Consider the following 14,089-nt stretch of genomic DNA (forward strand, 5'->3'; position numbering starts at 1 on the left):
ATGCCAATGCACGAGACCCTCATTCTAGTTGTCGGCCTCACTGCGGTGCTGACCACCGCAAGCCTGGTTGCCGGCATCCTGTCGTGGCGCGCGCCGAAGCCGCTGTCCTCGACGCTGGTCAACCTCAACCAGCGCATCAACGCCTGGTGGGTTATGGTCGTGGCGATCACCGTCGCCTTCTTCTTCGGCCGCTCCGGCATGACCATCCTGTTCGCGCTGATCTCGTTTGCGGCCTTGCGTGAATTCGTGACGCTGACGCACAGCCGCCGCAGCGACCATTGGGTGCTGCTCGGCATGTTCGGCATCATCATACCGTTCCAGTACTGGCTGGTGTGGACCGCGTGGTACGGCCTCTTCACCATCTTCATCCCGGTCTACTGTTTCCTGCTGATGCCGGCGATCACCGCGCTTCATGGCGACACCGAGCGCTTTCTCGAGCGCGTCTCGGCACAGCAATGGGCCGTCATGATCTCGGTCTACTGCGTCAGCCACGTGCCGGCGCTGCTGACGCTCGAGGTGCCCGGCTTCGAGGGCCGCAATTTGTTGCTGATCGCATTTCTGATCATCACCGTGCAAGGCAGCGACGTGCTGCAATACATCTTCGGCAAGCTGTTCGGCAGGCACTTGATGTCGCCGAAGGTTTCGCCGTCGAAGACCTGGGAAGGGCTGGTCGGCGGGCTGGCGACGTCGAGCCTGCTTGGCGCGCTGCTGTCGTTCCTGACACCGTTTTCGCCGCTCCAGGCGGCGGGCGTCGCTTTCATCGCCTGCTTGATGGGATTCCTCGGCGGACTGGTCGCCTCCGCCATCAAGCGCGATCAGGGGGTGAAGGACTGGGGCCATCTGATCGAGGGCCATGGCGGCATGATGGACCGCGCCGACAGCCTGGTCTTCGCCGCCCCGGTTTTCTTCCACACCGTGCGCTATTTCTGGACGTGACAGCGAACTACAGCGTTATTTGTTGCAGCCGCAAGCGGCGCTTAATTGACAGCCGGCGGCGAATGCGGCGCCTGCCAGCGACCTTGAGCGCAACCTACGGATCCCTCGACCACGCTACCCCTTCGAGTCCTGCCGCAGGTCGTGAGAGATATTTCCCGCGGCTCTGCTTGGACCAACGGGACCGCGGATGAAATAGTTATGGCGCAGCCAGAACGCCTCGGCGGATGGCAAGGGCGACATCGGCGGAGAACGGCGGCACATCAAGCTTCAGACAGCCGTCCGAATTCGCTTGCCAATCCGCCGTTTGCCTGCCGGCAGTGGTATCCCAGGCGATGACGCGATAGGTGCCACGAGCCAACCCGGGCAGCTCCAAAGCGACTGGAACCGGCGCAGCGCCGGCGCGAAGCATACCGTTCCCCCCGATCGTGTCGCGGCGAACCAGCCAGACCACTGCCTGGGAGTCGTCACCGCAGGCAACAGCCGCGGCGTCGGGACCGGAAACCCGCATCCTGTTGCCGAGATGGGCACGCCGGAACGAAACCCAGTCGATCAGAGGGAGGAAATCGGCCAGCGAACGCTGCGCCCGCCGCATGCCGGGGGTGAGCACGTGCGGGGTGCGGTTTGGCCACCGCATGCCGCCACCCGCGCCCCCCGCCGCCAGGTGAGCCCATTGCAAATGGCGGAAATATTCATCATCGAAAGGTTCCGGAAGCGTGATTTTCTTGTCCTTGAATGAGTGGATCGGGCCGTGTTCGGAATCGAGAAAAGGGCGGCCGTCACGGATTTCGCCGAGCGCCTCTCCGACGATCCGCGCCATGCCGAGCGCCGGCGCGACCGTGTCACTGGGGTCATCGATCGTGCCCTCCTCGTAGAGATGGAGGGAGGCGAAGTCGAGGTCTGGGTGGCGGAAGATCGGCCCGGGCAGCGGCATGTGGGGCCGCCAGCGAAGCTCAGGTCCGAACAGCGAGACGGTCTGCGGGTGAGAGCGGCCGTAAAGTGACGTTTCCAGCCGGCGCACAAAATCGCTGAGATCATGGATGAAGGCGCCGAAGCCATCCGCGCTGCCCTGAGCCTGCTCGGGATGGATCTCGTTCCAGAGGTCCCATGCGAAGAAGGCTCCGCTGCCGCTCCATCTGCGAACCACGAATTCCAGCCTTGCCTTGATCGCGCGGCGCGTCTCGACGCAGATCAGGAATCGCGACGGGTGGTCCAGCACGCCTCCGTTATTGCGGTTGTAGGGGTGGTGGCGCCAGTGCAGCCACTGCCAGAACGTATCAAAGGGGGTGAGCAGGATTCTTAAGCCCTGTTTTTCGCAAAGACGAAAGAGGTCGTCCCACAATTGCACCATTGCCGGCACGAAGCGGCCCTGCGGCTTCTCGAAGTAGCGGTGGCGAACCTGGGCATATTCCAGCATCAGCCTGAGGCAGGTGACGCCGCTTTCCTTCAGCCAACGGAGATGATTTTCCACGCCGGCCATATCGGCGCGCCGGAACAGGCCATTGAGTTCGGGCCAGCTTACCGCATCATTGTGCCCGATCGGCGTCCATGCCTCACCGTCCTCGGTTGCGAAATAGGAACCGGCTAACTTGATCCAAGGCAGGCCGGCAGCCGATCTCGGCGCAGAGTCTTCCACTTCCCCGACCAGCGGTATCGCCAATCTAATATCGTTCAAAGGCATGCCCCGAATTTCGTCCCCGGAGCGGTATAACTGCCGCGGTGGCAAAATGTTTCGCCGGGTTGGCAGGCCAACGGACTCTCATCTATTTGCAGTGCAAGGATGCCCTGCCCTAGTCGCAGGGAAGGAACATCTCCTTCTCCTAAGCGACGGCCTCGAAGGCCTGACGCACCTCCGGTGGGGTTACCCCGTCCCAAACCCATCTATGCAGGAACTGGATCGCTTTCTTCCACTCAGGCCCCTCCTTGGGCAGTCATGAGTTGCTAAGGCTCCCTCGACGTGGTTGATCCCAAGGTAATCCAGGTCTCGGTCGATCCTGACGAAGAACCAGCCAGGACGCGATCATGGCCCGTAGTTTGCTGCGCCCTTGCGGCAGAGCCGGCCTTGCGATCACCGTTACGTTATGGACTATCGCTATGGACGATCGCAGGAACGCGAATGAAATAGTCATGACACAGCCACGACGCCTCGGCCCCGGTCGTCCCTGTTACGCGACTCGTGAAAGGACTTGCTGATCCAGGTCGCACCTAGCCAGTCCGAAACGCCAGCGATGGTTCGTTGCCTCACGTCTGCTCTGGTAAAACAAGGTCAGTTTCCCGCCCTCGATCATTACCGTCGAATGGCCGTTCTCCCCAGGCTCACCAGGATCCAGCACGGGGCCGACCGACACGTAGGGACCCTGGACGTCGCCGGCGATGGCGAAGAATACGCGCTGACGACTTCCGCGCGGACCCTCGGGAAGGAAGCAGGTGGCGTTGAGAAGCACGCGACCGTCGGGCAGTTCGACCAGTTGGGCGCCCTCGATCCCCCATTCGTAGTCCGGATGCTCGCGCGCATTGTGATGGGGAACGTCGAGATGGTCCAATATCTTGCCGAGACGTTTCCACGGCCCGAACCAGGAATCGGATTGGCTGCGCGCCAGATAAACGTCAGGCTGCGGCACCCTGGTGAATTTAGGCATGCCTGAATAGACGATGTAGCGCTTGCCGCCGATGATCGCCGGATGGGGATCATAGATCCCGTCCTCATCGGTGCCCGGCAGGGACGATATCGCCGGTTTCAGCACCACCCAGTTGAAGCCATCATTGGAAACCGCATGTTCGCAACGTCCGCCCGACTTCATGAATTCGGTCTGGATAAACATATGGAAGACGCCGCATTCATGAATGACGCCGGGCGCCGCTATGCCCGATCCGGTTACCGGCAAGTCGAGCGCCTCATGCTCAGTCCACGGCCCATAAAGATCCGGAGCCGTGGCATGTAGTATTTTCCAGCTCTCGGTCGTGACAGTGCCGCTGGAACCGAAGACGTGCCAAATCTCGCCGTCGAACACCGGACAAGGATCCTTCAGATCATCCACGGACTGCGGGTGAAACAACGGAAAGACGTTGGTTTCAAAGTTGAACTTCATTCCTTGCGGCTCTCTCACGGTGGCTGCCCTCTTCGGCCATCTGTGGCGACCAAAACGAATCATGCGCGGCTCATTAACTCTTATACCTGCGCTCATGAATGGTTGTTGAACGATTGAGCGGATTTCAGCCGTTCTGTGGCAATGCGCCACATTTGGCGAGATATGAAGCTGCAAGCGCCTCCGCCTTGGCCGAGGCGACATGTCAGTCGGGTGTTGGTAGCAGCGCCGCTTCTCTTCGAACAATTGCGCAAGTGGCCGGCTCGGCGGCTACAGCCAATTAAAATCCATGGAACAACTTACTCAAATGAAAGTTAGATAAAAGGATAAAGGATTCATCAGGAGCGTGCTTCGATTAACATATGTTAATCTGGAGAATTACAAACTATAGTTCAGAGGAATCTTACATGAAAATAGCGGGTGGCAAAAAAAATAAATCAAATATGCCCATAAAATCGTCTATTCTACTTTGCTTTTCTCACCTCAGGTGGGATTTCGTACACCAACGCCCGCAGCATATTCTGACGCACGCCTCAAAACAGCAGCAGCTAATTTACTTTGAGGAGCCGGTCTACGAGGAAATACGCTATCCTTCGATCCGGGTGAACGATCGATCTGCAATGATCACAATCGTAACCCCGGTTCTTCCGGCCGGCATTTCCGCAACAAAGGCGGACGCCATCCAGCGCAGGTTCGTCGACCAGATCCTCACCTCAGCGCCGCATGACCGGCTGACTGTATGGTACTACACGCCGATGGCGCTGCGTTTCAGCGATCATCTCCGCTACGACGTGTGCGTCTACGACTGCATGGATGAACTCTCCGCCTTCAAGAACGCGCCGGCAGAGTTGACGCAGATGGAAAAGGCGCTGTTCCAGCGCGCTGATGTCGTGTTCACGGGCGGGCAGAGTCTGTACGAGGCCAAACGAAGCCTCCACAAGTCGATTTTTCCCTTCCCCAGCAGCATCGACGTTGCGCATTTCCACAAGGCAAGAGAGCCCGGCGATGACCCTGTAGACCAGGCAGACATACCTCACCCGAGAGTGGGCTTCTTCGGCGTGATCGACGAACGGCTCGACGTTGAAATGATCGCACAGGCGGCTGCGGCAATGCCCGAAGTGCATTTCGTCATGCTCGGCCCGGTGGTCAAGATCGACCCGCTAAGCTTGCCGCGCGCAAGTAACTTACATTGGCTGGGTGCCAAGCCCTACGCCGACCTGCCTCGCTATCTCAGGCACTGGAGCGCCGGCTGGATGCCCTTCGCGCTCAACGAGGCGACACGCTATATCAGCCCGACCAAAACCCCTGAGTTCCTGGCCGCCGGACTGCCGGTGGTCTCCACGGCGATTGTGGACGTCGTGCGCACCTATGGCGCCGAAGGCCTGGTCGACATTGTTGACGCCGAAGACATCGAAACCAAGCTTCGGTCCCTGCTGTCACGTCCCCGGAATTTCCTGTTGAAGGAAGTCGATGCCTACCTCGCCAACATGTCCTGGGAACGAACGTGGGACGCAATGGCTGCCCATATCCAGCGCGCCTATGCAATGAAAAGCATTGTGCCTTTGCGCCGGGGAGCCTGACCATGTTCGATTGGTTGATTGTCGGCGCCGGCTTCGCTGGCAGCGTGCTCGCCGAACGCATCGCATCGCAACGGCAGGAAAGAGTCCTGCTCATCGACCGGCGAAATCACATCGGCGGCAACGCTTATGACTGTTACGACGAAGCTGGAATTCTGGTCCACCGCTATGGGCCGCATATATTCCACACCAACGCCCAATCGATCATAGACTACCTCTCGCAGTTCACCGAATGGAGGCCTTACGAACATCGCGTACTGTCTTCGGTCGACGGAAAACTGCTGCCGATACCGATCAACCTCGACACGATCAATCGTCTGTACGATCTTGAATTGACGCCCGAGCAGTTGGAGGAGTTCTTCGCATCCCGGCGAGAAACGGTCGAGGAAGTCCGGACAGCTGAAGACGTAGTTGTGAGCACCGTTGGCAGGGAACTCTACGAAAAATTCTTTCGCGGCTATACAAGGAAGCAGTGGGGTGTCGATCCGGCCCAACTAAGCAAGTCCGTGACTGCGCGGGTCCCAACGCGGATCAACCGCGATGATCGCTACTTTGGCGACACTTTCCAGAATATGCCGGCTGGCGGGTATACACGCATGTTCCAGCGCATGCTGGACAACCCAAGGATCAAGATCATGCTGCAGACCGATTATCGCGAAATTCGCGAGAAGATTCCCTTTCAGCGGATGATCTACACTGGGCCGGTCGATGAATATTTCGACTGGAGCCTTGGTCGTCTGCCTTATCGGTCACTTCGGTTCGAGCACGTGACGCTTGATTGCGAGCAGTTTCAGCCGGTCGCCGTTGTCAACTATCCGCAGACGGAAAACTATACCCGCATTACCGAGTACAAGCATCTGACCGGACAGCAGAGTCCGAAGACCAGCCTGACTTACGAATATCCAACCGATATCGGCGATCCCTATTACCCGGTGCCACGGGCGGAAAACGAGGCGCTGTACAAACGCTATGAAGCACTGGCAGCGGCGTGCCCCGAAGTGTGGTTCGTCGGGCGCCTGGCCACGTACCGCTACTACAATATGGATCAGGTTGTCGGTCAGGCTCTGGCGACGTTCGCGCGCATTCAACAGAGCCTGCCGGCAAACGGCACGGTGCAGATGCTTACGCAGCGGACGATGCTCGGCCAACATTCGGAGCAGTTCCCCACCTACTGACGTGGCCCGCCCCTTCTTCGACCGCTACGAAACACCGGCCGCGAACAGTGTGCGCTGGCGCTCCAATTCATTTGCAACCGGCTGGCGAAGACTGCGCGAACCGTCGGCATGAATCGTGGAGAATAAGCCGACTTCCGCGTGGCGCGAATTGTCCCAGCCGGGATACGCAGTCACCGGGTACAGACATATACCCTGAATCGGGGCACCACGGCTCATTGCGTCGCGGACCTCATCGCAAACATAATGGAGCCATGCCGGCCGGCCTGATCCTTCAGCGCCTGTCTCGGCGATGAACATGGGCTTTCTGTAGCGCTCTGCGACTTCGACCAACATGTCGGAAAGCGCCCGATATTCGTGGTGGCCCATCGGTATCGTTGGCCCCTGAAAGTACCATTGGTTGTGCGGATAAAAGTTAAGTCCGATGACGTCGACACAGTCCTCGGTGCCGCCCAATTCGGGCTCGGCACGGCCCGTCAGCATGTCATAGGCTTCAAACTGGCCCTGACGAACATTTTCCGCGCGCCGCTGCTCGGCACGACTACGGTCACGGGGAGCAACATGGATTAGCGGTTCAGCCCATATGAACCGGCAATCAGGTTCGGCATCGCGCATCGCCTTGACGCCCGCAACCGCTGCCCTCACAAGCTGTCGCTTGAACCATCCCCGCTTCTTCGGCCCCACGCGTGGGAAATAGCCGACCTCTATCGCCCATGCGAAAAATGAGATCTCATTGATCGGGCACACCAAGGGAGCTACTCCTGTGATGGAGCGATGGACCCGGACAGCTTCAGCGGCGAAGCGGACATAGGCTTCTGTAAAGTCTGGGGCGCCTTGGTCTACGTGATCTGGTGAGCCATAGTGGAATATATCCCAGACGACCTGCACCCCCGCCGCGTGAGCCGCTTCGATCATTGAGATCCAACCCGACCAGTCGAAGACGCCTGGCGCAGTTTCAATCAGGTGCCAGCGCAAGCCGTCGCGGATCGTGCGAAGCCCAAGGGCAGCACAGCTGCGATAGTCGGCGAGAGCGTGTTTGTCGTGTGCGGTTGCGCGAATCAAATCGAGGCGCACTCCGTCGCCGCGCCGATGCGAGGAACATTCGAAGCCAGCCATGAAGAAGCTGGCAAACTCGGACGGATATTCGCCCGGCGGACGCGCCGGCTCGTCGCTCATGCGTGCGACCCGTCGGCCAAGGCTCGCGCCAGCGCTCCCGCTAGGCGATCGACCGTTGCCAGTTCCGACCCCCACCACAATTTCATTCGGGCCGCCATCGCGTCGCCTCTGAGTGGTACGGGTGCAAGCGTCGAATGTTGACCAAGCGAGCGCGAGCGGGGGCGAGTCCAGGTGTTGTCGGTGAGCAGAGGTCGACCTCAGGATGACAGACTGGCGCTCTCAAGCCCAGCCTCGTTGATCGTAGTCGCGCTCCATAGTCCCTCCTAATGGAATCCGAGGAAGGAGAAGATCGCAAGCACGACAACGATAAAGCAATCTCCCCCACATCGCGTACCGAACTTGCCTGCGACCGTGAGGTTCCCCTTCGGTTGAAATATTTCTGGTTGGGCGGGCGACCCGCCAACTTGGCATTTCTGCTCTGTACCTTTGACGCCCCACGCGACTCCAGCCCTCGCCTACGCTTACTGACTGATTTGCTTGGCGTGATCGCGGACACCAGGTCGGCGGCAGACGTCAGGAATGCGCCAGACATGATTATGAGCCCACGCCCTCGCCGCCCTGTCCCGCGCTCATTTTGCAGCGGCAAGCGGCGCCTTCTTGGCAGGACGCAACCGGCGGCGCATGCGGCGCTTGGCAGCGATCTTCAGCGCAACCGGCGGATCGCTCGACAACGCGCCGAGAACGGCTTCGACCATGCCATACGCCACAAAATCGGCGTTGATGTCATTGGCCAATTCGACGGCTGTGTTTTTGTCGTCGCCGTCCTCCGACCAGAACACGATCCCCACCCGCAGCGCCCTTTTGACACGTTTCAGCCGACGAACCAGGAAACGGGCATGTTTGACGGAGTCGCGGTTCAGGAATCCGACCACAACGGTGTCGACAGCGTCGAGTTCGAGCCGGCGAATGCTCGCCGGTTCCATGTCGGCAAAGCTCGCCTTCGAGACCGTCGCCCCTTGCACTTCCAGCACCTGCGCCAGCATCGCGGCGGCGGCATCGTCGAGTTCCCCGCGGCCGCCGGCACAAAGCACTGAGATGTCCGTGCCATCCGGGAGTTCGATGTCGTCCTCGCTCACCCCTTGAGCCTGCTTGTCCTCATCTGCCGTGGCAGGCTCGGCCGCCGCCGGATCATCGTCCTCCTCTGCTTCCTCCCGTGCGCTATCGTCGAGGTTCGCCACCAGCGTCTGCGCACTGGCCGCCACCTGTCGTCTTTGCTCATCGCCCATGACACCCCGCACCCGATCCTGTTCGCCGAGCAGAAGTGCGGGAATGGCGACTTTGTCATAGAATTCGAACAGATATCTTTCCTCCAGGATCTCCTCGGCGTGATCTGTGGCTTCCTCTGGATCACCGGCCAACAGCCGTTGGTAGAGCCGAGCATGCGGTTCGAGCACCGGTTCGTTGCCGAACAGAACGTCGAGGAATTCGAACTGCGGCACGTGCCTGCCGAGCACGACGAGACAGACAGTGAGCGGCGTCGACAGAACCAGGCCCAACGGCCCCCAGAGCCAGGTCCAGAAGATAGCCGCAACGATGATGGCCAATGGTGAAAGCCCGGTTCGTGAACCGTAGAGCCACGGTTCGACGACGTTGCCGGTTATCATTTCCATGGCCACGAACAGCCCGGCGGTCCATAGCACGAGCGACCAGCCGGGAGCCACGGCAAGCGCCAGGAACAAAGGCAGCAACGCACCAATGATCGGGCCGATATAGGGAACAAAGCGCAGCGCCAACGCCAGCAAACCCCACAGCAGTGCATTGGGTATGCCGAGAACCCAAAGCCCGAATGCAATCGGCACGGCATAGACGATGTTCACCACCAATTGCATGAGCAGATATCGGCCGACCCGCTTGCCCGCTTCCTGGAGCGCCTCGGTGGTCCGATGAAGATCGCCGTACCCGACGAGGCGTATGAAACGGTCGCGCAGGTCCTCGCGCTCGAGCAGCATGAAGATGACGACGACGATGATCAGGCCGGCCGACGCCAGCGGGCTGATCAGCGGGCCGATCAGGTTCTGGAGAACCTGGAGCGGCCTTTCGCGCGCGATGATCTCGACAGGCACCGGCTCGCGCTCTGGCTCACCTGCGGTAGGCGGTGAGGTTTCCTGCCGGTCGAGTTCCTGACCAATGCGTTCGATCACCCCACTCAGCCTGGCGATGATGCCTCCGCCGACGCCGGTCTCCTTCAGGGATCGGACCTTGGTCAGGATATTCGACTGGTAAAGCGGGATGTTCTGCGCCAGTTCGCTCACCTGCGTGGCGACAATGAAGGAGAACAGCGCGAGGACCGTGAATGCACTCAGCACGCTGGCGATGACGGCCGGGAGACGGGGAAGGCCGACTCGCTTGAGTCCGGAAACTATGGGTGCGAGCGCAAAGGTAAGCAGCAGAGCGATTGCGATCGGCAGGAAAACCTCGCGCCCGAAGTACAGGGCCGCAACCGCCGCCACGACTGTTGCGACGGTGGGCAATGACATCCGCGGTAGGGTTCTGGCAGAGGAAACAACGCCCATCACCCCGGGCTCGGCGGGGTGCATGCCGTTTCGACGATTGGCCGCCACTTGATACCTCCGCCCTGCCATAGCCATGATCAGGCATATTGAGCCGGCGTGCAACTTTCGCTTCTTCGCGCCGGCGAGTTCGAAGACGCGATCGGCAAGGGCGGCGCTTTGCGGCCCAACTGGACAGCCGGACGGGCGCTTCGGTCGCCGGACAAAACAACTGACGTGGTGATCGGTTCCGCACAGGCAGAAGACGAGGTCAGGCTTAATCCGAATGACGCAGCCAATGACGGTCGAACACGTCGAGGATGCCTCGGAACTCGGCCGGCGGGATCTGGCTAGCACCGCCGTCCTTGCTGTCTCCGGCGAGGAATTGCGCCAGCTGCCGGTCGACCATTTCCGGCTGCTCAATTGCCACGCCGAGCGAAGCCAGATCATCGGCGATCGACCCGTCGGGCGGCAGATATCCGCCCCATCCCTGGGGCCCCCGATTGCGCAAGCGGATCATCAGGATCCTGGTCAGGGACGGCTGCGGCTCCGGGCCGATGATGGTGGTGCCGCATAGATAGCCGCCAAGCACGCTTCCGGGCCGCGAGTGCGGAAACAGGCAGAGGAAGAATTGGGCTTCGCCGCTGGTTTCCTTCAGATGCGCATAGAGGCCGCGTTTTGCCGACGTCATCAGCCCACCGAGCAGCAGCTGCCCGGTCGGCAATGCCTCGCGATAGGCGGCAGTCAGGCCGTGCGCCCCCGGCCCGGTCTCTATCGAAAGACTGCCCCTGATCAACTGGCCGCGATAATAGGGCGACAAGGCGCGCGAATAACATGCATAGGTTCCGGCAAGGGCCAATCCAAGGCTTCGCTCTTCATGCCCGGACGCCGTCTCGAACTGCGCGCCGACGCGGCGTTCCAGTTCGGCCCTCTCGATGCCGTGGCGGGCGCAGATCGCCGCCGTGAAGCCTGGCAGGTCGCTCTCTGCGATCCAGGTGCCGGGCTGCTCCAGCTTGAGAAGCTTCGACCAGTCGTCGTAGACGCTGAGCTCGCGCGGCTGGGCGCGGCCCTGCAGCCATTTGTCGGCACGGCCGAGATCGAACGCCGTCTTCGGGTTGACGCCTCGGAACGCCGCCGCCAAATCCTTGCGAGCGACGGTTCCCAGCAGGGCCGCAGTCAACCGTAATTTCTGCGCGATATGCTGTGCCATCCCACCCGCCCCTTAATGCCACCGCGAGGCATAACATGTGCCAGAACTTGCTCCCACCGCATTCATTGCGGGCCGGACTTCTCCTAAAGTCCCATATTCCAGGAAATCCGCAGAATTCCACGCCGCTCCACGCGCCTACCCTTTTCGCCCTGCCGGGCGGCACTAAGGTCGCGCAGGGCAAGGGCAAGTTATGAAACTCACGCTATCTAGGCTTGAATACCAATCCCCTTCCTCAGTCATTTGAACGACGGCGAAGCCGAGCTCTCGCAACCACCACAAACCAGCGTAGATGCCGCCGCAACAAAGGAAGGAATAATTCGATGTCCTGGATTGCCTCCCCCAAAATCCCCTTCACCGCGGTTGCGGGTGGATCCGCCGCACTGCTGCTGCTGACTTTCGGGCCGGATGGACCGTCGCGTGCTGCTGCCGGCTCGCGCGCGGCAGCGACATATGGCAAGGCGGCTCCTGCGTCGCCGGCCATCGAGCCGACGCGCATTGAAGTCGACGGCGGCGCGCACGTGATACGCTTTTACATCGACGGCAAGCAGGTCGCCCTGCTAGACTCGACCGGCTTCAAGGATTGAACTTACGGTCGGCGCGGCTGCGTAAGCCTAACTCGCGCCGGTTCCTTGCAGCCGCGCCTTTCCACAAGCCATATTCCAGGAATTCCGGAGAATTCCACGCCATTCCACACAGCGGCGGTGTTCGGGCCGGCGGCTGGGGTTAACCTTACGTTAACCATTGAGGGACGCCGTCATGAAACTTGCCGTGTCTGCACTTCTCGCCGTCCTCGCACTTTCGCAAACCGTGGAGGCTAAAACGAAAGTCGTTGCGACAGATGCGAAAGCGGCCACAGCCGAGAAAACCCGGCCGCCGCTCGACAAAAAGTCCACCGGCGGGATCAACGCCTCGTCCGGTGCGATGGCGGCGCCGGCCGACAAAAATGCGTCCAGTCCGTATCCGCCGGCGATCTATTTCGATTTCTAGAGTTTCATCCATCCCCTAATGGAGGGACTCTATCCTTTTATTTCGACCGCACCACGCTTGCGGCGGCCGGGATCGACAGGCCCTAAGGATCGACAGGCCCCGGGATCAATAGACCTGGCGGCGGCGCGCCAAGCCGCGATAGGTTCGCCTCCGGCCTCAGCGACCCTGACGACGAAATGCTTCGTCACCGGCTCGATGATCTTCCACGTTCCCTTGAAATCGGCCTCGACCACGAAGGCATCGCCGGGACCGACTTCGACGGGCGCGCCGCCATCGGGCGTGATGACGATGCGGCCTGATATCATGTGCACGAATTCATAGTCGCTGTAGGTCGCGTGATAGGTGCCGGGAGTAGCCTGCCATGTTCCCGACATGACCTTGCCGTCCTCTGTGGTGTGCTGGACGGCGGTCTTCATGGTTGGGTTGCCGTCGACCACGACCCAGCCCGCGAGATCGCCCGCCTCGGCGTTTTCGACCGCGCCGAATTTGAGGATGGTCTTCTCTGTCATGGTCGGGCTCCGTTTGGAACTGTGCCGGCATTGGCTGCCGGTCAATAGCCGAAGCACCTGACATGAGCAACGCGGGCCTGCCCGCATTATCAGCAGCAATGGCACGGTTTGCCACGTGCCGCTACGCTTGACGTTGCCCTCATCCTCCCGAGCAGCCGAAGCCTCCGGGAACCGGCGCTTCTGAATTGCGCAGGCGGATGGCAGACGCGGCATCGCCGCGGTACGGAACCGACGCTAGGGCCGGCCCTCCGGGGCCACTCCTTGAAAGCCGTCGAAAGTACGATATATCAATGACTAAGCGTGCGTTGCACGCGACGTAGTGCTTTGGTCAAGCTTCATCTGTGGAGGTTGTCATGGCAAACAATCTGATGGAAGGAAAGAAGCCCCAGGATTGGATCAATCTGATCCTTGCGGCATGCCTGTTCATCTCACCTTGGGTCATCGGCTTCGCTGCTGAAACCGCTCCTGCGTGGAACGCCTGGATTGCCGCAGTCGTGCTCGGCGCCCTGGCTCTCGCGGCGCTTTCGGTATTCGCCGAATGGGAAGAGTGGGTGAACCTTGTCGTCGGGCTCTGGCTGATCGCCTCGCCCTGGCTGCTCGGCTTCGTGGCGAACGCCAACGCGATGGCGACCCATGTTGTCCTCGGCGTGCTGGTGGTTGCGGCATCGGCCTGGGCGGTCTGGGACTCTCGTCATCATCCGCCAGCGCATGCGTGATTGGTGACGACCAAGGGGAGGAGCCCGGCGCGCGAGCGGCGGGCTCCTTCTAAGCCTGAGATCGGTACGCAGGCCCGCTAGCCGGGCCAATTGTCTTCCTTGTGCTCAAAAAACACCCCGCCGCGCCGGTGCATATGTCAGCGCCGCCCCAGCGCTTTGACGCCGACGAGCACACCCGCGCTGCACTCCGCCAACTGCACTTGTGTTGCACTGCGTTAGATTTGTTGCCTTGCA

General features: G+C 60.7%; 11 protein-coding genes and 1 pseudogene. 6 read left to right on the top strand and 6 right to left on the bottom strand.

Features of this window, described 5'->3' with window-relative positions:
• Positions 1–6 precede the first annotated feature (6 nt).
• Positions 7–936: a phosphatidate cytidylyltransferase gene (locus ACWTU7_RS19145; RefSeq protein WP_065008658.1), complete on the top strand. Its 930-nt coding sequence runs from the start codon at positions 7–9 to the stop codon at positions 934–936.
• 196 nt (positions 937–1,132) lie between these two features.
• On the opposite strand, the gene ACWTU7_RS19150 is transcribed toward ACWTU7_RS19145, so the two are convergent.
• Positions 1,133–2,614 carry a hypothetical protein gene (locus ACWTU7_RS19150; protein ID WP_455839551.1) on the bottom strand — a complete coding sequence of 494 codons (1,482 nt, stop codon included), beginning with the start codon at positions 2,612–2,614 and terminating at the stop codon, positions 1,133–1,135.
• A 484-nt stretch (positions 2,615–3,098) separates the two neighbouring features.
• Positions 3,099–4,022, bottom strand: coding sequence for a hypothetical protein (locus tag ACWTU7_RS19155; protein ID WP_455846535.1), 924 nt, complete (start codon positions 4,020–4,022; stop codon positions 3,099–3,101).
• A gap of 404 nt (positions 4,023–4,426) precedes the next feature.
• On the opposite strand from ACWTU7_RS19155, the gene ACWTU7_RS19160 reads away from it, so the two are divergent.
• The gene (locus ACWTU7_RS19160; RefSeq protein WP_455839553.1) at positions 4,427–5,599 is read left to right on the top strand and encodes a glycosyltransferase family 1 protein; all 1,173 of its coding nucleotides are present in this window, start codon (positions 4,427–4,429) and stop codon (positions 5,597–5,599) included.
• A gap of 2 nt (positions 5,600–5,601) precedes the next feature.
• On the top strand, positions 5,602–6,771 hold the full coding sequence (glf, locus tag ACWTU7_RS19165) for a UDP-galactopyranose mutase (RefSeq protein ID WP_455839554.1): 1,170 nt from the start codon (positions 5,602–5,604) through the stop codon (positions 6,769–6,771).
• Positions 6,772–6,795: 24 nt separating this feature from the next.
• Here the strand turns inward: glf and ACWTU7_RS19170 are convergent, their stop codons facing one another.
• The 3 genes from ACWTU7_RS19170 to ACWTU7_RS19180 all read right to left on the bottom strand — a co-directional run bounded on the left by ACWTU7_RS19170 (position 6,796) and on the right by ACWTU7_RS19180 (position 11,643).
• Complete coding sequence (locus ACWTU7_RS19170) at positions 6,796–7,944, bottom strand: beta-glucosidase (protein ID WP_455839555.1); 1,149 nt, start codon at positions 7,942–7,944, stop codon at positions 6,796–6,798.
• Positions 7,945–8,513: 569 nt separating this feature from the next.
• Positions 8,514–10,505, bottom strand: coding sequence for an AI-2E family transporter (locus tag ACWTU7_RS19175; protein ID WP_455839556.1), 1,992 nt, complete (start codon positions 10,503–10,505; stop codon positions 8,514–8,516).
• A 205-nt stretch (positions 10,506–10,710) separates the two neighbouring features.
• Positions 10,711–11,643 carry a hypothetical protein gene (locus ACWTU7_RS19180; protein ID WP_455839557.1) on the bottom strand — a complete coding sequence of 311 codons (933 nt, stop codon included), beginning with the start codon at positions 11,641–11,643 and terminating at the stop codon, positions 10,711–10,713.
• A gap of 320 nt (positions 11,644–11,963) precedes the next feature.
• Between ACWTU7_RS19180 and ACWTU7_RS19185 the strand changes: the two genes are divergently transcribed.
• Together ACWTU7_RS19185 and ACWTU7_RS19190 are read left to right on the top strand one after the other, a co-directional pair.
• Positions 11,964–12,227: a hypothetical protein gene (locus ACWTU7_RS19185; protein WP_455839558.1), complete on the top strand. Its 264-nt coding sequence runs from the start codon at positions 11,964–11,966 to the stop codon at positions 12,225–12,227.
• Between the two features lie 172 nt (positions 12,228–12,399).
• A complete protein-coding gene (locus tag ACWTU7_RS19190) occupies positions 12,400–12,630 on the top strand; it encodes a hypothetical protein (protein WP_455839559.1) in 231 nt (76 codons plus the stop codon).
• 161 nt (positions 12,631–12,791) lie between these two features.
• Here ACWTU7_RS19190 and ACWTU7_RS19195 read toward each other — a convergent pair.
• A pseudogene (locus ACWTU7_RS19195) lies at positions 12,792–13,139 on the bottom strand (cupin domain-containing protein); the annotation flags it as partial.
• Between the two features lie 353 nt (positions 13,140–13,492).
• Between ACWTU7_RS19195 and ACWTU7_RS19200 the strand changes: the two are divergent.
• The gene (locus ACWTU7_RS19200; protein WP_455839560.1) at positions 13,493–13,855 is read left to right on the top strand and encodes an SPW repeat protein; all 363 of its coding nucleotides are present in this window, start codon (positions 13,493–13,495) and stop codon (positions 13,853–13,855) included.
• Positions 13,856–14,089: the final 234 nt, after the last annotated feature.

It is taken from the genome of Mesorhizobium sp. BHscii, assembly GCF_053848065.1.

Coding starts and splice junctions, on each gene's coding strand:
- ACWTU7_RS19150 (WP_455839551.1), bottom strand. CDS start 2,614: ATGCCTTTGAACGATATTAGATTGGCGATACCGCTGGTCGGGGAAGTG.
- ACWTU7_RS19145 (WP_065008658.1), top strand. CDS start 7: ATGCACGAGACCCTCATTCTAGTTGTCGGCCTCACTGCGGTGCTGACC.
- ACWTU7_RS19185 (WP_455839558.1), top strand. CDS start 11,964: ATGTCCTGGATTGCCTCCCCCAAAATCCCCTTCACCGCGGTTGCGGGT.
- ACWTU7_RS19170 (WP_455839555.1), bottom strand. CDS start 7,944: ATGAGCGACGAGCCGGCGCGTCCGCCGGGCGAATATCCGTCCGAGTTT.
- ACWTU7_RS19200 (WP_455839560.1), top strand. CDS start 13,493: ATGGCAAACAATCTGATGGAAGGAAAGAAGCCCCAGGATTGGATCAAT.
- ACWTU7_RS19190 (WP_455839559.1), top strand. CDS start 12,400: ATGAAACTTGCCGTGTCTGCACTTCTCGCCGTCCTCGCACTTTCGCAA.
- ACWTU7_RS19155 (WP_455846535.1), bottom strand. CDS start 4,022: ATGAAGTTCAACTTTGAAACCAACGTCTTTCCGTTGTTTCACCCGCAG.
- ACWTU7_RS19160 (WP_455839553.1), top strand. CDS start 4,427: ATGAAAATAGCGGGTGGCAAAAAAAATAAATCAAATATGCCCATAAAA.
- glf (WP_455839554.1), top strand. CDS start 5,602: ATGTTCGATTGGTTGATTGTCGGCGCCGGCTTCGCTGGCAGCGTGCTC.
- ACWTU7_RS19180 (WP_455839557.1), bottom strand. CDS start 11,643: ATGGCACAGCATATCGCGCAGAAATTACGGTTGACTGCGGCCCTGCTG.